Origin of the sequence: Dokdonella sp., from assembly GCF_036518555.1 — a bacterium.
Lineage (GTDB): Bacteria > Pseudomonadota > Gammaproteobacteria > Xanthomonadales > Rhodanobacteraceae > Dokdonella_A.
The window spans coordinates 1-20,403 of the sequence record NZ_DATDMY010000208.1 but is presented as its reverse complement, the minus strand read 5'-3'; the positions used below and the strand labels follow the sequence as shown (position 1 = coordinate 20,403).

The 20,403-nt window shown below is 69.2% G+C and carries 19 protein-coding genes; 11 read left to right on the top strand and 8 right to left on the bottom strand.

The window, feature by feature from the left end; translation table 11 throughout:
* The 7 genes from VI238_RS11700 to VI238_RS11670 form a co-directional block, all read left to right on the top strand.
* Window positions 1-983 (top strand): DUF4124 domain-containing protein (locus VI238_RS11700; protein WP_331651521.1); only part of this gene is annotated, 983 nt, incomplete at its 5' end.
* Between the two features lie 215 nt (window positions 984-1,198).
* Window positions 1,199-1,408, top strand: coding sequence for a cold-shock protein (locus tag VI238_RS11695; protein ID WP_182529112.1), 210 nt, complete (start codon window positions 1,199-1,201; stop codon window positions 1,406-1,408).
* A 129-nt stretch (window positions 1,409-1,537) separates the two neighbouring features.
* Window positions 1,538-2,413, top strand: coding sequence for a pirin family protein (locus tag VI238_RS11690; RefSeq protein WP_331651518.1), 876 nt, complete (start codon window positions 1,538-1,540; stop codon window positions 2,411-2,413).
* Between the two features lie 154 nt (window positions 2,414-2,567).
* The gene (locus tag VI238_RS11685; protein ID WP_331651516.1) at window positions 2,568-2,864 is read left to right on the top strand and encodes a DUF962 domain-containing protein; all 297 of its coding nucleotides are present in this window, start codon (window positions 2,568-2,570) and stop codon (window positions 2,862-2,864) included.
* A gap of 10 nt (window positions 2,865-2,874) precedes the next feature.
* Window positions 2,875-4,053, top strand: a complete 1,179-nt coding sequence (locus VI238_RS11680) for an acyltransferase (protein WP_331651514.1) — start codon at window positions 2,875-2,877, stop codon at window positions 4,051-4,053.
* Between the two features lie 107 nt (window positions 4,054-4,160).
* A complete protein-coding gene (locus VI238_RS11675) occupies window positions 4,161-4,910 on the top strand; it encodes a hypothetical protein (RefSeq protein WP_331651512.1) in 750 nt (249 codons plus the stop codon).
* Window positions 4,907-8,113, top strand: coding sequence for a WD40/YVTN/BNR-like repeat-containing protein (locus VI238_RS11670; protein ID WP_331651510.1), 3,207 nt, complete (start codon window positions 4,907-4,909; stop codon window positions 8,111-8,113). The genes VI238_RS11675 and VI238_RS11670 overlap by 4 nt, the downstream gene beginning before the upstream one ends.
* A gap of 94 nt (window positions 8,114-8,207) precedes the next feature.
* Here VI238_RS11670 and VI238_RS11665 read toward each other — a convergent pair whose 3' ends face one another.
* The 5 genes from VI238_RS11665 to VI238_RS11645 all read right to left on the bottom strand — a co-directional run bounded on the left by VI238_RS11665 (window position 8,208) and on the right by VI238_RS11645 (window position 13,220).
* Entirely contained in the window at window positions 8,208-9,761 is a 1,554-nt protein-coding gene (locus VI238_RS11665; protein ID WP_331651508.1) for a DHA2 family efflux MFS transporter permease subunit, read from the bottom strand.
* A 9-nt stretch (window positions 9,762-9,770) separates the two neighbouring features.
* A complete protein-coding gene (locus VI238_RS11660) occupies window positions 9,771-10,964 on the bottom strand; it encodes an HlyD family efflux transporter periplasmic adaptor subunit (protein ID WP_331651506.1) in 1,194 nt (397 codons plus the stop codon).
* A 15-nt stretch (window positions 10,965-10,979) separates the two neighbouring features.
* On the bottom strand, window positions 10,980-12,449 hold the full coding sequence (locus VI238_RS11655) for an efflux transporter outer membrane subunit (protein ID WP_331651504.1): 1,470 nt from the start codon (window positions 12,447-12,449) through the stop codon (window positions 10,980-10,982).
* Between the two features lie 176 nt (window positions 12,450-12,625).
* Window positions 12,626-13,018: a hypothetical protein gene (locus VI238_RS11650; RefSeq protein ID WP_331651502.1), complete on the bottom strand. Its 393-nt coding sequence runs from the start codon at window positions 13,016-13,018 to the stop codon at window positions 12,626-12,628.
* 4 nt (window positions 13,019-13,022) lie between these two features.
* Window positions 13,023-13,220, bottom strand: a complete 198-nt coding sequence (locus VI238_RS11645) for a DUF6116 family protein (protein ID WP_331651500.1) — start codon at window positions 13,218-13,220, stop codon at window positions 13,023-13,025.
* Window positions 13,221-13,342: 122 nt separating this feature from the next.
* On the opposite strand from VI238_RS11645, the gene tcdA reads away from it, so the two are divergent.
* Window positions 13,343-14,140, top strand: coding sequence for a tRNA cyclic N6-threonylcarbamoyladenosine(37) synthase TcdA (gene tcdA, locus VI238_RS11640; protein WP_331651498.1), 798 nt, complete (start codon window positions 13,343-13,345; stop codon window positions 14,138-14,140).
* A gap of 1 nt (window position 14,141) precedes the next feature.
* On the opposite strand, the gene VI238_RS11635 is transcribed toward tcdA, so the two are convergent.
* The 3 genes from VI238_RS11635 to VI238_RS11625 form a co-directional block, all read right to left on the bottom strand.
* Window positions 14,142-14,915 (bottom strand): TatD family hydrolase, encoded by a 774-nt coding sequence (locus tag VI238_RS11635; protein WP_331651523.1) that lies wholly within the window; start codon window positions 14,913-14,915, stop codon window positions 14,142-14,144.
* Window positions 14,912-16,432 (bottom strand): hypothetical protein, encoded by a 1,521-nt coding sequence (locus VI238_RS11630; protein WP_331651496.1) that lies wholly within the window; start codon window positions 16,430-16,432, stop codon window positions 14,912-14,914. The genes VI238_RS11635 and VI238_RS11630 overlap by 4 nt, the downstream gene beginning before the upstream one ends.
* Before the next feature lie 301 nt (window positions 16,433-16,733).
* Window positions 16,734-17,456 (bottom strand): 2OG-Fe(II) oxygenase, encoded by a 723-nt coding sequence (locus VI238_RS11625; protein ID WP_331651494.1) that lies wholly within the window; start codon window positions 17,454-17,456, stop codon window positions 16,734-16,736.
* Window positions 17,457-17,660: 204 nt separating this feature from the next.
* Between VI238_RS11625 and carA the strand changes: the two genes are divergently transcribed.
* From carA to carB, 3 genes are all read left to right on the top strand, one after another.
* On the top strand, window positions 17,661-18,800 hold the full coding sequence (gene carA / locus VI238_RS11620) for a glutamine-hydrolyzing carbamoyl-phosphate synthase small subunit (protein ID WP_331651492.1): 1,140 nt from the start codon (window positions 17,661-17,663) through the stop codon (window positions 18,798-18,800).
* Between the two features lie 5 nt (window positions 18,801-18,805).
* Window positions 18,806-19,243 (top strand): hypothetical protein, encoded by a 438-nt coding sequence (locus VI238_RS11615; RefSeq protein ID WP_331651488.1) that lies wholly within the window; start codon window positions 18,806-18,808, stop codon window positions 19,241-19,243.
* Window positions 19,227-20,403 (top strand): carbamoyl-phosphate synthase large subunit (gene carB / locus VI238_RS11610; protein WP_331651486.1); only part of this gene is annotated, 1,177 nt, incomplete at its 3' end. The genes VI238_RS11615 and carB, both read left to right, overlap by 17 nt.

The following is a 20,403-nucleotide window of genomic DNA, read 5'->3' as shown; positions in this document are numbered from 1 at the left end:
CGGCGGCGACGCCCCTCGCGGGGGGCGCCGGGTTGCGGCCGTCGCCCGAGCCGCCGCAACCCGTGCAGTCGGCCGCGTGCCTCGCGCACACGCACGCCGCGAAGGCGCGCGCACCCGTCGCGGTGCATCGATGGGTCGATGCGGCCGGCATCATCCACTATTCGGATCGTGCGCCTCCCGCCGATGCGCGCGGCCATCGCGTCATCGCGGTCGCGGGCGCGCCCGCCGTCGATGTCCAGGCGATCGGCTACGACGTGAACCTGCCCGACCAGTTGCAGCAGCGCGCGGTCGCCGACGCCTTGGGCGTGCAGCGCGTGATGCACGAAATGCTCGGCGTGCCGGTCGCGGACGGGATGACGCTCAAGATCGTGTTCATCCGCTCGGGCGCCGCCTACGCGGAGCAGGTAAGGGAGCCGTCGCTGGCGCAGTCGAGCGGCGCGTACTCGATGCTCGATCGCACGATACGCGTGCGCATGCAGGACCAGGACGAGGTCAACTTCGCCGTCCTTCGGCACGAAATCACCCACGCCCTCGTGCACGAGTCGATCGGCAACCTGCCGATCGCGTTGAACGAGGGGCTCGCCGAGTACTTCGGGCGCTATCGCGGCGGCGGCATGGGCGGGCAGGTCGAGGTCGGCGCGCAACGACAGGCCATGATCGCGGCCGCGCCGGGCGGGGACGGCAGCGAGGCGCTCGTCGACCTGCTGTCGCGCGAGGGAGGGGATTTCTATGCCGAGACGGTCGCCGCCGGCGAGCGCGAGCGCCGCTACCAGCGCGCGTATTCGCTGGTGGCGACGCTCATGCGCGACCGGGAAGGCCGGCTCGCGCTGCAGGACGTGCTCGCGGGACAGGCGGCAGCGCCGTGCATGCCGGTCGCGGCGGAACGCACGCTCGACGTCCGCTACCCCGGCGGCCTGGCACGGCTCGCCGCCGATTGGACGGCCTTCATGCGCGACCCGCCGAACGACATCCGGGCCTACTGAGGCTCCCCGTCCGCCGTCCGCGGCCGCCTGTCGCATTTTGCAATAACTCGGGTAGACTCGCGCCGCTGTGTCTGCACGGTTCTCCCGCGTTTGGCGACCCGATGCTGCGCCGATCGTTGATCCGCTTCATCGCTTCACCTGCACACCTGCATACCCAGTGGTCGACATGCCCCGGAAGGGGATGGTTCGTTCAACCTAGTCAAGTGGAGAGTTTCATGTCGGATCGTCAGGTGGGCACCGTGAAGTGGTTCAACGAGAGCAAGGGTTTCGGCTTCATCAGCCGCGAGAACGGCCCGGACGTGTTCGTGCATTTCCGCGCGATCAGCGGCACCGGGTTCAAGACGCTGCAGGAAGGCCAGAAGGTTTCCTTCCGCGTCGTGCAGGGCCAGAAGGGCCTGCAGGCGGAAGAAGTGACGCCGGCCTGATTGCGGTCCGCGTCGCGTGATCGGGGCCGCGGCTCGCGCCGCGGCCCCCGTTTTTTGCGCCACCCGTGCGGCGAACGCGGCGCCGAGCTGGCATGATCGCCGTTGCCGCACTTCCTGGAGGACGGCAGCATGAGCGATGCGACCCCTTTGGTGATCGAACCGCGCCTGCACGATCTCGGAGACGGGTTCAGCGTGCGTCGGCTCCTTCCCCATCGACTGCGTCGCCACGTCGGACCGTTCGTGTTTTTCGACCACATCGGGCCGGCCGAGCTGCCGCCGGGACGCGGCCTCGACGTGCGCCCGCATCCTCACATCGGACTGGCCACCGTGACCTACCTGTTCGAGGGCGCGCTCGGTCACCGCGACAGCCTCGGCTCCGTGCAGGTGATCCGCCCCGGCGACGTGAACTGGATGACCGCCGGTCGCGGCATCGTGCATTCCGAACGGACGCCTCCGGAAGAGCGCGCTGCCGGCCATCGCATGCACGGCATCCAGACCTGGGTGGCGCTCCCGCGCGAGCACGAGCAAACCGCGCCCGACTTCTTCCACCACGCTGCCTCGAGCCTGCCCGAGCGGGACCAGGACGGCGTGCGCATTCGCGTCATCGCAGGGCAATCGTTCGGGCTGCAGTCCCCCGTGCGCGTGTTCGCGCCGACGCTGTATGCGGAACTTCGTTTCGAGCGCGGCGCGGTCATGCGCGTGCCGACCGAGCACGAGGAGCGGGCGCTGTACGTGCTCGGCGGCGACGTTCATGTCGATGGCGTACCGCTCGCGGCCGAGCGCCTGCTCGTGCTCGCGCCCGGCACCGAGGTCGAGCTGGCGGCGCGGTCGGCTGCGCACGTGATGCTCTGCGGCGGCGCGCCGCTCGACGGCGAACGCACGATCTGGTGGAACTTCGTTGCGTCCGATCGCACGCTCATCGAGCGCGCGAAGGCCGATTGGCTGGCCCAGCGCATCGGCACGGTGCCGGGAGAAAGCGAATTCATCCCGCTGCCCGATCGCTAGCACCGGTTGCGCGCGCGGCGGCACGCGCCCGCGGGAGGGCGCGCGTGCGCGCTTGAACCGGCCAGGCACCCACGCGCCGTGCCGTCGGTCAACGCGATCGGCGTTGCGCTGCCGGTGGTCCGGGACTGCTATCCTGCACGACGAGGCGCCTGCGATGCATACGAGTTTCCGCGAGTTCTATTCGTTCTACCTGTCCGAGCACGCGGACCGCAACTGCCGTCGCATGCACTTCGCCGGCAGCAGCCTCGTCCTGGTGGTCGTCGGCGTCGCGCTCGGGACCGGCGATGCGCGCTGGTTGTGGTTCGCTCCGCTGGTCGGCTACGGCTTCGCCTGGATCGGCCATGTCGTGTTCGAGAAGAACCGTCCGGCGACGTTTAGCCATCCGCTCTACAGCTTCGTCGGCGACTGGGTCATGTACGCCGACATCCTGCGCGGCCGCGTGAGGCTGTGACGTCGCCCGCATGAGTACCGGAGCCCCGGCGCCGTCGGCGCACGACGAGGCGCGGCTGCGCCACATCGATGCCTTGCGCGGGATCGCGGCGCTGCTCGTGCTCTGGCGTCACGTTGCCGATGCGTACGTCGGGCTCGGCCCGGGCGTGAGCGGTCGCTGGCTCGCGGGCATCGCCGATTCGATCGACGTCGGCCGCATCGGCGTCGTCGCGTTCTTCCTGATCAGCGGCTACGTGATCCCGTTCAGCATCCGGCCCGAGCGGACGGCGCCGGTCGGTACGTTCCTGATCAAGCGCTTCTTCCGCATCTACCCCGCTTACTGGTTGTCGATTCCGCTCGGTGCGTTCGCGACCTGCTGGCTGTGGGGCCGGCCGTTCGGCGTGCGCGAATTCCTCGTCAACCTCACCCTGCTGCAGGACTTCTTCGGGGTGACCGCGGCGGAAGGCCTGTATTGGACGCTGCTCGTCGAGTGGGCGTTCTACCTGCTCTGCGTCGTGCTGCTGCTCTGCGGCAGTCTCGGGCGGCCGCGGCATCTGCTCGCGCTATCGATCATGTTCACGCTCGCCTACTCGGTCGAGATGTTCGTGCGCTGGTCGACGGGGGCGTCGCTCATCGGTTCGAAAGCCGCCTTCGCATTCCTCAACCTGTCCCTCATGCTCGTCGGCACGCTCTATCGGATGGTCGTCGACCAGGCAAGCAGCGCCGGGGGACGGCTCCGCACGGCGTTGTCCGGGCTGTTGCTCTGGCACCTGCTCGCGCTACCGCTCGGGGCGACGTGGGCGATCGGATTCGAGGGCAACGCAACCATCCCGTATGCGATCGGCCTGACGCTGTTCCTCCTCGGCACGAGCGTGGTGCGCATACGATCGACGCTGACGGATCGGCTCGGGCGCATCAGCTATTCGATCTACCTGTTCCACCCGGTCGTCTTCATGGTGCTTCTCTGGTGCCTGCTGCGGCTGCCGGTGGAGTCGGCGTTGCGTTCGCAACATCTCGCGGTCTACCTCCTCGTCAACGCGCTGCTCACGGTCGTACTCGCGGCGTTCGTGCATCGGTGGGTCGAACGCCCCGGCATGGAGCTCGGCCGCCGTTGCGCGCGGGCATGGTCGCGCTTGCGCCTGCGCGCTCCCGAGCGGCCGGTCGGCGTGCCGGTTGCCGGTCTGTCCGGCGAGCATCAGCCCGGAGCATGACTTTCGGCCCCGTCATGGGGCCGATGCTGTCCGCTACGCTTGCATCGGTTTCCCATCTGCGCCTGCGATCGGGGCAAGGCAGGCGCGCCCCCAGCCAGGAGAGCCGCATGATCGTCCGATGGAAGTACGGTCTCGCCGCACTCGCGCTCGCGACCGCGAGCGCGAGTGCGCAGGCGATGACCGCCGAAGAACTCGTTGCGAAGAACCTCGACGCCCGTGGCGGCGCCGCCCGCTTGCAGGCGATCAAGAGCCTGAAGTCGGAAGGCAAGCTGCTCATCGGCGGGCAGTTCGAACTCGCCGTCGTGCAGTACCAGAAGGCGCCCGAGTCCGTGCGCTCGGAGGCGAGCCTGCAGGGCCTGACCGCGGTGCAGGCATGGGACGGCAAGGAGGCGTGGCAGATCTCGCCGTTCCAGGGCCGCAAGGATCCCGAAAAGATGAGCGCCGACGACGCCAAGGGCCTCGCCGACGACGCGCCGATCGGCGGCCCGCTCGCGTCCTGGAAGGAGCGCGGCAGCCAGGTCACCTACCTCGGCACCGAGGACGTCGACGGTACCGACGCCTACAAGCTCAAGGTCGCGCTCAAGAACGGCGACGTCGAATACGTCTACCTCGATCCCGACCATTTCCTCGAGATCCGCATCGTCACCCAACGCAGCGTGCGCGGCACGCAAGTCGAGAGCATCAGCGATTACGGCGACTACGAACAGGTCGACGGCGTGTATTTCCCGTTCTCGATCGCTACCGAGAGCAGGCCGGACGGCAATCGCCAGCAGATCACGATCGAGCATGCCGAGGCGAACGTCGCGATGGACGACGGCCTGTTCGCGTTTCCGACGACCAAGGGAGCCGGCCGATGAACCGCATGCTCGTGCAATCCACCCTCGGTGCGCTCGCGTGTGCGTGCGCGCTCTCCGCGGCAGCTGCCACGCCCGACGCGAACGCGCCGCGCTTCGACGCCGGCGTCGTGTCCGGCCTCGGCGCGCGCAACATCGGTTCGGCCACGATGAGCGGTCGCGTCGCCGCGCTCGATGCCGTGCCCGGCAAGGACGGCAAGACCACGTTGTTCGTCGGCGCCGCCTCCGGTGGCGTGTGGAAGTCGACCGACGGCGGTACGACGTTCAAGCCCGTGTTCGACAAGCAGCCGGTGCAATCGATCGGCGCGATCGCGATCGATCCTTCGCACCATGACACGATCTGGGTCGGCACCGGCGAGTCCTGGACGCGCAATTCGGTGTCGATCGGCAACGGCATCTACAAGTCCACCGATGGGGGCGAGAGCTGGACGCACATGGGTCTCGACGCGTCCGAGCGCATCGCCAAGGTGATGGTCGACCCGCGCAACGGCGACGTCGTCTACGCCTGCGTGCCCGGCAAGCTCTGGAGCGACTCGGCCGACCGCGGCCTGTACAAGACGAGCGACGGCGGCCGGAACTGGCAGCTCGTGCTCAAGGGATCGAACCTGTCGACCGGCTGCTCGTCGATCAGCCTGGATCCGAAGAATCCCGACGTCGTATTCGCGGGCCTGTGGGACTTCCGCCGCAAGGGCTGGACCTTCCGCTCGGGTGGCGAATCGGCGAGCGCGACGTCGGGCAGCGGCCTGTTCCGCTCCGCCGACGGCGGGCGCAGCTGGACGGAGATCACCGAAGCCGCGAACAAGGGCTTCCCGGGCAAGCCGTACGGGCGCATCGCGGTCGCGGTCGCGCCGTCCGATGCGAACGTCGTCTACGCGATGGTCGAGTCGACCGATTCGGCGCTGTACCGCTCCGATGACGGCGGCAAGACCTGGGACAAGCGCGACAAGAGCCAGCTCATGGTCTGGCGCCCGTTCTATTTCGCCAACCTCGTGATCGACCCGAAGAATCCGGATCGCCTGTTCAAGCCCGACTTCGCGCTGATCCAGAGCCTCGATGGCGGCAAGAGCTTCGCCAATACGGGCGGCGGCACGCATGGCGACCACCACGTGATCTGGATCGACCCGACCGATACCGCGCACGTGATCACCGGCGACGACGGCGGCCTGTGGCAGTCGTACGACGGCGGCAACAAGTGGTGGAAGCAGAACAACCTGCCGATCTCGCAGTTCTACCACGTGAGCGTCGACGGTGCCGATCCGTTCCGCGTCTACGGCGGCCTGCAGGACAACAGCTCCTGGGTCGGCGACAGCGCGTACCCCGGCGGCGTGACGAACCAGCGCTGGGAGAACATGTACGGCGGCGACGGCTTCTGGATGTTCGAGGACCCGACCGATCCGGACTACCTGTATGCCGAGTACCAGGGCGGCGCGATCGGGCGCGTCAACCGCAAGACGCACGAGCTGCGCACGATCCAGCCGCTCGCGGGCTACAACGAGAAGCTGCGCTGGAACTGGAACGCGCCGATCGCGCTGAGCCCGAACGAGAAGGGCACGATCTACATCGGTGCGCAGTTCCTGTTCCGCTCGCGCGACCACGGCCAGAGCTGGGACCGCATCTCGCCCGACCTGACGACGAACGATCCGGCGAAGCAGAAGCAGGAGGAGTCCGGCGGCATCACGGTCGACAACTCCGCGGCCGAGATGCATACGACGATCTACTCGATCAGCGAATCGCCGAAGGCGGCCGCTACGATCTGGGTCGGTACCGACGACGGCAACGTTCAGGTCACGCGCGATGGCGGAAAGAACTGGACCAACGTCGTCGGCAACATCAAGGGCGTGCCCGCCCACGCGTGGGTCTCGTGGGTGCAGGCGAGCAGTTTCGACGCCGGCAGCGCGCTGGTCGCGTTCGATCGCCACACCTTCGGCGACATGGCCCCGTACATCTACCAGACGAGCGATTACGGCCGCAGCTGGACCGCGCTCGTGTCGCCGAAGGACGACAAGGGCGTGCGCGGCTACGTGCACGTGGTCAAGGAGGATCCGCAACGCGCGGGCCTGCTCTACGCGGGCACCGAGTTCGGCTTGTGGATCTCCCCCGATGGCGGCAAGGCGTGGGCGCCGTTCAAGGGCAGCGAGTTCCCCGCGGTCGCGGTGCGAGACCTCGCGTTCCAGCAACGCGACGCCTCGCTCGCGCTCGCGACGCACGGCCGCGGCATCTGGATCATCGACGACCTCACGCCGTTGCGTGCTCTCGACGCGAAGACGCTCGCGAGCGAAGCCGCGTTCCTCGCTTCGCGCCCGGTGCAGCAGCGCATCAACGCGTTCGGCGGCTGGTCGGAAGGCGACGCCGCGTTCAGCGGCCCGAATCCGCCCGCGGGCGCCGAGATCGCCTACTACCAGAAGAGCCGTCACCTGTTCGGCAAGCTGAAGATCGAAGTGCTGGACGACAAGGGCACGGTCATCGACACGATCCCGGCGAGCGTGCGCCGCGGCATCAACCGCGTGACGTGGCAGATGCGCGCGAAGCCGCCACGCGTGCCGCCGGCCGCGCAGGTCGCGTTCAACGCGACGCAGGGGCCGCGCGTTCCTCCCGGTACCTACACGGTCCGCATGACCAAGGGCAAGGACGTCTACGAGACGAAGATCGACGTCGGCCTGGATCGGCGCGCGAGCTTCGGCGTGGCCGATCGCCGCGCGCAGTACGACGCCGCGATGCGCGTGCGCTCGATGTTCGGCGACATGAGCGACCTCGTGTTCAAGATCAATGCCGTGCGTACGCAGGCCGATGCGGCCGCGGCGAAGCTGCCGCAAGGCGACGCGAAGCGCAAGCAGCTCGCGAAGCTGTCGGACGATGCAGACACGATCAGGAAGAAGATCGTCGCGACCAAGGAGGGCGGTGCGATCACCGGCGAGGAGCGCCTGCGCGAGCACATGGACACGCTGTACGGCGCGATCATGTCCTACGACGGCAAGCCGTCCGACTACCAGCTCGCGCGCATCGAGGCGCTGCAGCGCGAACTCGGCGACGTCGCCGATGCCTTCGCGAAGCTGCAGGGCGGCGAACTCATGCAGGTCAACGGCGTGCTGCGCGGCGCGAGCCTGCCCGAGATCGCGGTACCCGCCGGCGCACCGCAGCAAGAAGCGGGCGGCGGATCGCACGGCGGCGAGCACGAAGACGTGCATGCACCGTGGGAGCGTGACTGACGAAATTCACGCTCCGTCCGATCACGCGATCGCGTGGATCGGCGGAGCGTGAGGGAATCCGGCCGCGCGGCGTCGACGCCGCGCGGCTTCCCGCTCAGTGGCCTGCGCCCGCGGCGACGTTGCCGAACGGTGGCTTGGCGAACCAGACCACCGGGATCATCGCGAGGAACAGCGCGGTGCAGAGCAGGAACACGTCGTTGACCGCGAGCGTGAACGCCTGTCGCGTGACGATCGAATCGATGATGGTCCATGCACGTTCGGCCGGTCCGCCGAGCTGCGACAAGCCCTGGACCGCCGCCGTCGCCGCGGGGCTCGCAGCGTCGAGGTGTTCTGCGAGCACGGCGTGGTGGTATTCGCCGCGGTGCTGCCACAGCGTGACCGAAACCGCGGTCGAGATGCTCGCCGCGATCGTGCGGCAGAAATTCGCGAGGCCGGAGGCCGATCCGATCTGATGCGGTTCGAGGCCCGACAGGAACACCTGGTTCAGCGGGATGAAGAAGCACGGGATGCCGATGCCCATGATGAAGCGCGGCCAGATCAGCTGGCCGAACGACGCGTTGTCGGGAAACGAGGCGAACCAGTACGACGTCACCGCGAACACGACGAACGCGAACGTGACGACCGAGCGCAGTTCCAGCTTCTGGATGTTGCGGCCGATGATCGGCGAAACGAGGAAGGCGAGGATGCCGACCGGTGCCGTCGCGAGGCCCGCCCACGACGCGGTGTAGCCGAGTACGGTCTGCAGCCAGAGCGGATAGACGACGTTGATGCCGAAGAAGCCGAACATGCCGAACGACATCGCGGCGACGCCGACGAGGAAATTGCGCTTGCGGAACAGCGAAAGGTCGACCACCGGGTGCTCTTCCATGAGTTCCCACGCGATGAAGAACGTGAGGCAGACCACCGCGACGACCGCGAGCACGACGATGAGCTGCGAGGAGAACCAGTCCTTGTCGTTGCCGTTGTCGAGCATGAACTGCAGGCAGCCGACGCCGACCACGAGCAGCACGAGCCCGACCGTGTCGACGGGCGTCTTGACGATGACCGACTCGCGCCTGTGCAGCAGGGTCCACGTGATGAGGATCGCGAGCAGGCCGACCGGCACGTTGATGTAGAAGATCCACGGCCACGAGTAGTTGTCGGTGAGGTAGCCGCCGAGGATGGGGCCGAAGATCGGCGCGACGACGACGGTCATCGCCCACAGCGCGAGCGCGAGGCCCTTCTTGTCGATCGGGTAGTTGTTGAGCAGCAGGCTCAGCGAAAGCGCGACCATCGGGCCCGATCCCGCGCCCTGCAGCAGCCGGCCGACAACGAGCATCGGCATGCTCGTCGCCATGCCGCACAGGGTGGAGCAGATCACGAACAGCAGTGCGGACACGCAGAACGCGCGAACCTCGCCGAACTGGCGGCCAATCCAGCCGCTGATCGGCTGCATGATCGCGCTCGCGAGCGAGTAGGAGCTGATCGCCCAGGTACCTTCCTGCGGGCTGACGCCGAGGCTGCCCGCGATGTGCGGCACCGAGACGTTGACGATCGTGATGTCGAGCACTTCCATGAACGTCGCGAACGCGATCGCGACGGTCAGCAGCGCGAGCGGTGCGCCGTGCAGCGGCGGCAAGGGCGGGCGCTGCTCCGATGAGGCAGCCATGAGGAATCCTCAGCGCGAGCCGCGCAGGTTGCCGGCGACGATCGCGTCGGCCTCCGCATCGGCCTTGGCAACGTCGCGCGCGTAGACGTCGGTTTGGGCGACCGCGGCATTCGCGCCGGCTTGCGCGAGCATCTGCCCGGAGCGGTCGTGCGTGTCGACCGTCACCGACGTCGACAGACCGAGGCGCAAGGGATGCTTCGCGAGCTGCGTCGCGTCCAGCGCGACGCGAACCGGCACGCGCTGCACGACCTTGATCCAGTTGCCCGATGCGTTCTGCGGCGGCAGCAGCGCGAACGAGGAGCCGGTGCCGGCGCCGAGGCCGACGACCTTGCCCTCGAACTCGACGTCGCCGCCGTAGAGGTCCACCTCGACCTTCGCCGGTTGGCCGATGCGGATGTGGCCGAGCTGGCTCTCCTTGAAGTTCGCGTCGACCCACAGGTCGTGCAGCGGAATGATCGTCAGCAGTGCCTGTCCCGGCTGCACCCGGCTGCCGACCTGCACGCTGCGTTGCGCGACGTAGCCGCCGATCGGTGCGACGATCGCATTGCGTTCGGCGTTGATCCACGCCTCGCGGAACGCCGCCTTCGCCTGCATCACCGACGCATTGCCGGCGACGTCGGTGCCGTCGACGAGCGCGTGCGACGCCGCGGCCTGGCGCGCGGCGAGGTCGAGCGCGGCCTTCGCGGTGTCCACCGCCTCGCGCGCGTGCGCGACCTCCTCCGGTGCGATCGCCTTGTCGGCGAGCAACGGCTGCCGGCGCGCGAGGTCGGCCTCGGCGCGCGCCAGCTCGAGCTTGCGCGCCGCGACTGCGGCGTCGTACTGCGATGCCATCTCGGTCTGCTGGCGTACCTGGCGCACCGCATTGGCGAGCGCGCTCCTGGCTTTCGCGAGCGCGACGTCGGCATCGGTCGGATCGAGCTTGACGAGCACCTGGCCGGCCTCGACGCGCTGGGTATCGTCGGCGAGTACGGCGACGACGGTGCCGGGAACCTGCGCCGACAGCATGACCTGGTTGCCGGCGACGTAGGCATCGTCGGTGACCTCGCGCTGCGACCATACGAGCAGCCAGAGCAGGTACCAGGCGACGCCCATCGCGACGAACGCGAGTGCGATGATCGCGAGCACCGTGCGGCGCCTGCGGTTGTTGCCGTTCTTGGGGGCGCTGCCGGTCGTGCCGGCGGCGGGGGTCTGCGAATCGCTCATCGTCGAGGCTCGTGCTTACTTGATGTGGGAATCGGCGACGCCGGCGCCGCCGGCCGCGAGCGGATCGCCAGCGAGCTGGTAGCCGCCACCGAGCGCCTTGGTCAATGCGATCTGCGCCGACACCGCTTCGGCGTCGAGCGAGAGCAGGGCATCGCGCTGTTCGAGTACCTGCGCCTGTGCGGCGAGCCGGGTGCGGTCGTCGACGAGACCCTGGCGCGCGCGCGCGCCTGCCGTCGTTTCGAGCGCACGCGTCGCTGCGAGCTGGCCGTTGCGCTCGGTGCGGCGCGCATCGACCTGCGCGAGCGTGAGCGCCTGCGTCGCGACGTCGCGCGCGGCATCGACGACGGTCGCGTCGTATTGCGCCGCGACCGCATCGAGTTGTGCCTGCGAAGCTCGGTAGGCGGCCTTGAGCTGGCCGCGGCCGAAGATCGGCAGGTGCAGTGCGGGGCCGATCGCGGCCGTGCGGCTGCCTGCGTCCAGCAGCTTGTCGAGGTCGAGCGACTGCAGGCCGACCATCGCGCCGAGGCTGATGTCGGGAAAGAACTCCGCGCGCGCCTCGTCGACGCGGCGCAGGGCCGCTTCGACGCGCCAGCGGCTCGCGGCAATGTCCGGGCGGCGCGCGATGAGGTCGAGGCCGACGCTGCCCGGCAATGCGGCATCGACGATCGGCAAGGCGCGCGCTTCGAGCCTTGGCAGGTCCGCGGGCGCGATGCCGAGCAGGCCGGCGAGCGCGGCGAGCCGGATTTTCGCCGCGCCCGTGTAGGCCGCCTGCGTTTCGCGCAACTGCGCCAGGCGCTGGTCGGCCTGGTGCACCGAGTCGGGCGAGTCGATGCCGCGCGCGACGCGCTTGTCCGCGAGCTGGCGCAGGCGTTGCAGCACGCCGAGCGATTCGTTCGCGAGCGCGAGATGGGCCTGGTCGGCCTGCCACGCGAAATACGTGTCGGCGATCGCGGTCGTGAGCATGAGGCTCGCCGCGCTGCGCTCGGCTTCGGCCGCGCGCGCGTCGTCGACCGCGGCCGCGACGGCGGCGCGGGTCTTGCCCCAGAAGTCGAAGTCGTACTGGAACTGCAGGCTGAGGTCGCCCTGGTTGTACCAGGTGAAGCCGAGGAACTGCGGCGGGATCAGCCCGTTCTCGCTCAGCCGCAGGCGCTGCACCTGCGCATTCGCCTGCGAGGAAAGCCCGCCCTGGGCGCGCGCGACCTCGACCGCGGCGACCGCGGTGCCGAGGCGTTTATGCGCTTCGTCGAGCGTCGGCGCGCCGGCGAGCGCCTGCTCGATCAGGCCGGCGAGCTGCGCGTCGTCGTACCGGTTCCACCACTGCGGATCGGGCCATCCGCTCGCGCCCGTGCCGACCGTGACGGCGACCCCTGCGAGCGGCGCCTCGTCGCGCAGGTTCGGGCGATCGGGTTTCGGCGGAATGGAGCAGGCGGCCAGCGCGAGGGTCACGGCGGCGGCGATCAGGAAACGGCTGGCGGATGCGGTCATCGGATCCACGTCGACGAAAGCGGGATGGGAGTGTGCCGGTGGCTCCGCTCGCGACACCGCAGGCTGCGTCGTCCTGCGAATGCCGCTCCATGGCGCCACGGACCGCCGCGAATGGCGGTGGCCAGATAACGATACTAGTGAGTTCTGTATTTGGCCGCAACCGGCTCGCGGGCGATTCAGCGATAGTCGCGATGGCACGCCTCGCAGGCGTTGGCGACGGTCGTCAGCGCCTCGGCCTGGCGCGGGCACGGCCCCTGCGCGTCCCAGGCCGCGACCGCGGCGCGGAAATCGACGATGTACTGGCTCAGCACCCGGTCCTTCGCGCCCGCGGGGAGCAGCGCTGCGTCGAGATCGTCGGCGACGAGCCGCAGGTGATCCGCCGGGCGGCGTTGGCTGGGCATTGCGCAGGTGCCGTCCCTGGCCGCGGAACGGGCCGCGCCGAGTTCGTGCTGCATGACGTTCATGAGTGCGCGTGGCCACGCGTTGCGGCGCTGCATCGCGTTCGCATACATGCCCGCGAGGATGGCGCCGGCGAGCACGCCGACGACGAGGCAGACGAGGTAGCGCATGGTGTCACCGGTCTCCGCTGGAGGGTTGCTTGAGGTTGGCGAGCAGCAGGGTGCCGAGCCCGAGCAGGATCTCGTCGACGAACGGGATGACATCCGGAACGAGCAGGTCGGCGACGAACAGCGCCGCAGTCAATAGCGCCAGGCGCGGGAAGCGCAGGCGCCCGGCCCAACGCAGCAAGGGTCGAGTGATCGGGTTCGGCATGGGCATTCCTCGAGGCAGTCTGGCGTCACGCACCGATCGCGGCAACGGTCCGCGGCATCGCGCCGCGAACGGCGCGCGGAACGCGCGTCGCGAGGCATGGTCGATGATACGCTGCGCGCCCCATGGATCAGTCCAGACTCGCGGAACGCTTCCGCGGCATCGATCGCTTGTACGGCGTCGGCAGCGTCGAGCGCCTCGCTCGCGCGCACGTGTGCGTGATCGGCATCGGCGGCGTCGGCTCGTGGGCGGTCGAAGCGCTCGCGCGCAGCGGCGTCGGCCGCCTCACGTTGATCGACGCCGACGAAGTCTGCGTCAGCAACACCAATCGCCAGTTGCACGCGCTCGACGGCGAGTTCGGCAAGCCCAAGGTCGCCGTGATGGCGGCGCGCGCGCGCGCGATCCACCCGGGCATCGCCGTCGACGCGATCGAGCAGTTCCTCACGCCGTCCAACCTCGGCGAGCTGCTCGATCGCGGCTACGACCTCGTCATCGACGCCTGCGACGCGTTCCGCGTCAAGGTCGAGACGATCGCGTGGTGCAGGCGGCGCAAGCGGCCGCTCGTGACGATCGGCTCCGCGGGTGGCCGCACCGATCCCACCCTCGTGACCGTGCGCGACCTCTCGAAGACCGAGCACGACGCGATGCTCGCGCTCGTGCGCAAGAAGCTGCGCGAGGAGTTCAACTTCCCGCGCGGGCCGAAGCGCTACTTCGGCGTGCAGGCGGTCTTCTCGCGCGAGAACGTGCGTTACCCGCAGGCCGACGGCAGCGTCTGCGGCACGCGCCCGGCCGGCGGCGACGCGCTCAAGCTCGATTGCGGCGGCGGGCTCGGCGCGGCGACGCACGTGACCGCGACGTTCGCGTTCGCAGCCGTGTCGCGCGCGCTTGCCCGCTTGCTCGCCGCGCCGCGAACCGCGGCCTGACTCACGCTGCAGCGAGCGAGAACAGGCGGCGCGCGTTCTCGGACGTCGCCCGCGCGATGTCGTCGACGCCGGTGCCGCGCAACGCCGCGACGGTCGTGGCGACCTCGCCGAGGTACGCCGGTTCGTTGCGCTCGCCGCGATGCGTCGCCAGCGGCTGGTCGGGGGCGTCGGTTTCGAGAAGCAGGAACTCGAGCGGCATCGTCGCGACGAGGCCGCGCAACTTGTTCGCGCGCTCGTACGTGATCGGTCCGCCGAGTCCGATGAGGAAACCAAGGTTCCATAGCTGGCGCGCCTGCTCGGCGCTGCCCGAAAAGCTGTGCACGACGCCGCGCAACCCGCCGATGCGGCGGATGGTCGCGATGACTTCGTCGACCGCGCGCCGTGCGTGGACGATCACGGGCAGCTCGAACTCGCGCGCGAGTTCGAGCTGGCCCGAGAAGTAGCGCCGCTGTTCATCGCCGTCGAGGCCTTCGACGAAGAAATCGAGGCCGCATTCGCCGACCGCTACCGCGCGCTCGCGCGCGAGCCACTCGCGCAGCGCGACGAGGTGCTCGGGCCGGTGTTCGGCGAGATACATCGGGTGAAGTCCGTAGGCGGCGTGCAGGCCCGCGTGCGCCGCGCACAGGTCGCGCAACTGGCCGAAACCTGCCCGCGCGATCGCGGGTATGACCTGCACGGTGACGCCCGCCGCACGCGCGCGCGCGATCACGTCGTCGCGGTCGGCGTCGAATTCGGCCGCATCCAGGTGGCAGTGCGAATCGACGAGCACGATCAGCGGCGCTCGGCGGTCGCGTGCGGGCGCTGCAGCAGCGGCGAGGGCCATGCATGGGTGGAATGGCCGCCGTCCGCGGACACCACGTCGTTCTGGCCGATGCCGTCGGCGCTCGTCGCGCCGGACGCGGCCGGATCGAGCCAGTCGCGCAGCCGCGAAGATGGCGCCGCGCCGTTCCATGCGACCGAGAGCTTGCCGTAGCAGTCCGTTTCGTCGTTCGGCTGGGTCGGCGACGTGTCGCTGCACGCGGCGAGGCCCCCCGACAGCGTACCGACCAGGTGGCGCGAGCCGTTGCCGCCGGCGACGACGAACAGGCCCGAGCCTGACGAACCGCCTTCGGTCGTGCCTTGCGAGTACGGGCCGGTCTGCCAATGCGTGCCATGGACCATGGGGACCTGCACGATGCAGCTGTCGGTCGTTCGTGCCGCGGGGCCCGCGGTGATCTTCTTGACGTCGCCGCTCGGGTGGTGGATCCCGATCGTGCCGCTCGGCGCGGCGCCGGACGCGTCCCAGCCCGCGTAGTAGAGATTCCAGCTCGGGTCGGGCGTGCCGTCGAGTTCGACGAGGGTGAAGTCGACGTCCGCGCGCGTCGCGCGCAGGGTCGCGCCGTGCTGGTCGTCGGAGAGGAAGCCGCCCGCGGGCGCGCTGAGCACGTTGCAGCGGGTCGACTGGTAGTTCCAGTAGACGACCATCGACTGCGCTTCCGAGGCAGCCGACATGCAATGCGCAGCGGTCAGGAACAGGTTGCGGCGCGCGTGCGGCACGTCGGTGACGAGCGTGCCGCTGCAGATGTAGTACTCGCCGTCGTCGGCCGCGACGTACTCGTAGTAGCCGACGGCGCGGATCTCCTCCGGGTACGACGCGCCGAGGGGGCACGCGACGTCGACGTTGCAGGCGCCCGATGCGCCGGGACCGGTCTCCCGGGTCTGCTTGCGGCCGAACAGGTCGCGGAAACCGGCGCCGACCGTGCCGAGTTCGAGCATCGTCGCGTCGAGGGTTGCGCCCGCGGGCACGCGGACCTCGATCGTAGCGATGTCGCCGGGGACGACCGGTGCGTGGAACGTGCCACGCGGCGCGTCCGCAGCAGTGTAAGGACCCTGGTAGTCGTCGCCGCCACCGATCACGTAGAGCGTCGCGCCGGGCGGCAACGCGAAGCGCGGGAAGGCGAGCCGGAGGTCCGTCGCACCCGCTGCGCGGACGCGCACGCGCCAGAGGCGCGAGCCGTCGTCGAGCGTATCCCAGCGCCCGTCGCGGCCGGGACCGATCGCGACCGGCCGCGCTTCGGCGCTGCGAAGGCGCTTCGTCGCCGCCGCGCGCATGGTGCGGTCGCTGTCGATGCGGCTGCGCATCGCGTCGATGCCCGGCACGTCGACGATGGCGATGTCGACGCCGGCCTTGGCTGGCTGCGCAAGGCTGTACGGCAGCTCGCCCTTGCGCGCGTCGACTGCAGCGGCACCGAGCAGGAATGCGACGGCGATCGCCCGGCGCACGAGCGGAAGGACACGGTGGAAACGGCGCATGCGGGGGCTCTTGGCGGTGCGGAAACCAATCATAAGCAGGCTCGAGCCATGCGGCGAGCGCTGCCGCGACGCGCCACCGCGGGTTCAGGGCCATTGCTGCGAGCCGCGATGGCGTGGGCTTCGGTGCAGTCGCCGGGTTCCGCGGCGATTTCCGCCGTGGGGATCGCTGCGAGCGCGATCCAGCCACTCCCGCATCGACGCGCCCGCGGAAGCCGAGCCGGCGGCGCTCGCGCAGGAAAGGCTGGCGACCGCGAACGCGTCTGAAACCGCGTGGACGGCCATCCCGTCCATGCGCGGCGCGTCAGTCGCGATGTGCCGCGCTGCGGTCGCGGCCGGCACCGAGGCGCCGATCGATGCCGCCGAACAGCTTCTTGAACAGCCTCGACAGCTTGCCGCGCTGCGTCTTGCGCAGCTTCTCCTCTTCGCTCGTGAGCCATGCGACCTGGATCACGCGGCGCTCGCCTTCGTGCGGCAGGTGGCCATGAAAGGAATTATCGGCGCGTCGGAATGCGACGAGGTGGCCGTACAGCGGACGCACTTCAGGCACGACGAGATCGTCGATGTCGTCGATGCGATGGAGGAAACGCAGGCATCCCTCGCTCGTGTCGGGCCAGCTTTCGTTCAGGTAGAGGAGGGCGGTCACGATCTTCGAGCGGCTGTCGGTGTGGATCGTTCCATGGCGCTTGTTCAACGCGCGGCAGATCGTGACGATGTGCGGCTTGTCGCCGAGGTCGGGGACGCCGAGGCGCACGCCGATCGCACGGGCGAACGCGGGCGCCGTGAGTTCTGCGACGAGGCGATTGATGCTCGGGCCGCAGTCGCGCGCCTCATGCGGGAAGAAGCCTGCATTGGCATACCCGGGAAAGTCGCGCGCGAGGTCCGCCGCGGCGTGCGAGGGCAGCTGCTCGCGCGCGATGAGGAAAGCGAACGGCTGCTCGAACACGAGCGTGTCGGCACGCTCGAGGTTGCGCGGATCGAGCAGGGGCGCCGCGGTCTGGTTCAGGATCTGGGCAGCGGCATTCATGCGGCGCGGACGTGGGGATCGGCGACCCCGATTGTAGTGCGGCGACCGCACCCGCGGGTGGACAGGCGCGCGCGCGACCCCTAGAATTTGTGCTCGCCTTGATTCCTCACCACGCCCACGGACCGGCATGTGCCAGCCCGCGGGTGCTGTCGCACCCGGTGTCGACGCGGTGACGGCCATTTCCCACCCTCCTGGGGCGAACGCATGACGATTCCAGCTCTCCTTGCACTCGCCGACGGCAGCATCTTCCGCGGCATTTCGATCGGTGCGGAGGGGCGGACCAGCGGCGAAGTCGTGTTCAACACCGCGATGACGGGCTACCAGGAGATCCTCACCGATCCGTCGTACGCGCAGCAGATCGTCACGCTGACCTATCCGCACATCGGCAATACGGGCTGCAACGCCGAGGACGCCGAGTCGCCTCGCGTGCACGCGGCCGGACTGGTGATCCGTGACCTGCCGCTCGTCGCGAGCAGCTGGCGCTCGCAGGAAACGCTCGACGCGTACCTCAAGCGCAACGGCATCGTCGCGATCGCCGAAATCGACACGCGCCGGCTGACGCGCATCCTGCGCGATACGGGCGCACAGAGCGGTTGCATCCTCGCCGGCGCGCAGGCATCCGGGGATGAGGCGCTCGCGGCCGCGCGCGCGTTCCCGGGCCTGAAGGGCGCCGATCTCGCCAAGGTCGTGTCGGTGCGCGAGCGTCATTCGTGGCGCGAGGGCAGCTACGACCTGGACCAGGCCGCGTTCGCGCGCCCGGCGCTGCGCTTCCACGTCGTCGCGTACGACTTCGGCGTCAAGCAGAACATCCTGCGCATGCTCGCCGACCGCGGCTGCGAGATCACCGTCGTGCCGGCGCAGACGCCCGCGAACGAGGTATTCGCGCTCCGCCCGGACGGCGTGTTCCTTTCGAACGGGCCGGGCGACCCGGAGCCGTGCGACTACGCGATCGCGGCGATCCGCGAGTTCATCCGCGCGAAAGTGCCGACGTTCGGCATCTGCCTCGGTCATCAACTGCTCGGCCTAGCGGTCGGCGCGCGAACGCTGAAGATGAAGTTCGGCCACCATGGCGCGAATCATCCCGTGCTCGACCTCGACACCGGCCGCGTGATGATCTCGAGCCAGAACCATGGCTTCGCGGTCGACGAGGCGACCCTGCCGGCGAATGCGCGCGCGACCCATCGCTCGCTGTTCGACGGCTCGCTGCAGGGGATCGCGCTGGCGGATGCGCCGGCGTTCGGCTTCCAGGGACATCCGGAAGCAAGTCCCGGCCCGCACGACGTGGCCGGATTGTTCGATCGGTTCATCCAACTCATGGAGGCGCGCGCGGCTGCCGCGGCGTAGACGACATGTCCAAGCAACGTTCCCTGACCCTTGCTCTCGTCGTTGCGGTGGCCCTGTGCGGCGCGGATGGCGCGCTCGCGCGCAAGCCGCACCATGCGACCGTGCCGACCAAGGAATCCCCCGCCGAAGCGAAGCCGTCGCAGCCGGTCGGCCGCCTCGTCGAATACGCCGAACTCGAGCAGCGCGTCGGCAGTGAAGTGGTCGTCGAGACCACCTTGCACACGGTCCGTCGCGGCACGCTGACCAAGTGGTCGAATCCCGCGCTCACGCTCCAGCTCGGGCCCGAGCACGGCGGCGTCGAGCTCACGATCCCGCGCGAGACGATCCGCAACGTGAGCATCGTGCTCGCGCCGGCGGGCGGCGACGCGCCAGCGGCCGAGCCTGCGAAGCCGGCCGCGACCCCAGAGCAGAAGCCGGGTGCGGGCAGTGCCAAGAAGAACTGACCTCCGTTCGATCCTCATCATCGGCGCGGGCCCGATCGTCATCGGCCAGGCCTGCGAGTTCGACTATTCCGGCGCGCAGGCGTGCAAGGCGCTCAAGGAAGAGGGTTATCGCGTCGTCCTCGTCAATTCGAACCCGGCGACGATCATGACCGACCCGGGCACCGCCGACGCGGTCTACATCGAGCCGATCAACTGGAAGACGGTCGAGAAGATCATCGCGAAGGAGCGTCCGGACGCGCTGTTGCCGACCATGGGCGGTCAGACCGCCCTCAATTGCGCGCTCGATCTCGCCGAGCACGGTGTGCTCGAGAAGTACGGCGTCGAGCTGATCGGCGCCTCGCGCGACGCGATCCGCATGGCCGAGGACCGCGAGCTGTTCCGCGTGGCGATGGCCGAGATCGGGCTCGAGTGCCCGAAGGCCGAAGTCGCGCGCACGTTCGAGCAGGCGGTCGAGATCCAGGCGAAAGTCGGCTACCCGACGATCATCCGCCCGAGCTTCACGCTCGGCGGCAGCGGCGGCGGCATCGCCTACAACCGCGAGGAATTCGAGGAGATCGTCAAGCGCGGCCTCGACCTGTCGCCCGTGCACGAAGTGCTCGTCGAGGAGTCGGTGCTCGGCTGGAAGGAATTCGAGATGGAAGTCGTTCGCGACACCGCGGACAACTGCATCATCGTCTGCTCGATCGAGAACCTCGATCCGATGGGCGTGCACACGGGCGACTCGATCACCGTCGCCCCCGCGCAGACGCTCACCGACAAGGAGTACCAGCGCCTGCGCGACGCGTCGATCGCCGTGCTGCGCAAGATCGGTGTCGACACCGGCGGCTCCAACGTGCAATTCGGCATCAACGCGCAGGACGGTCGCGTCGTCGTCATCGAGATGAACCCGCGCGTGTCGCGCTCGTCCGCGCTCGCCTCCAAGGCGACCGGCTTCCCGATCGCGAAGGTCGCGGCGAAACTAGCGGTCGGCTATACGCTCGATGAATTGCGCAACGACATCACGGGCGGCCGCACGCCGGCGTCGTTCGAACCCGCGATCGACTACGTCGTGACGAAGATTCCGCGCTTCGCTTTCGAGAAGTTCCCTGCCGCCGACGCGCGCCTGACGACGCAGATGAAGTCGGTGGGCGAGGTGATGGCGATCGGCCGCACGTTCCAGG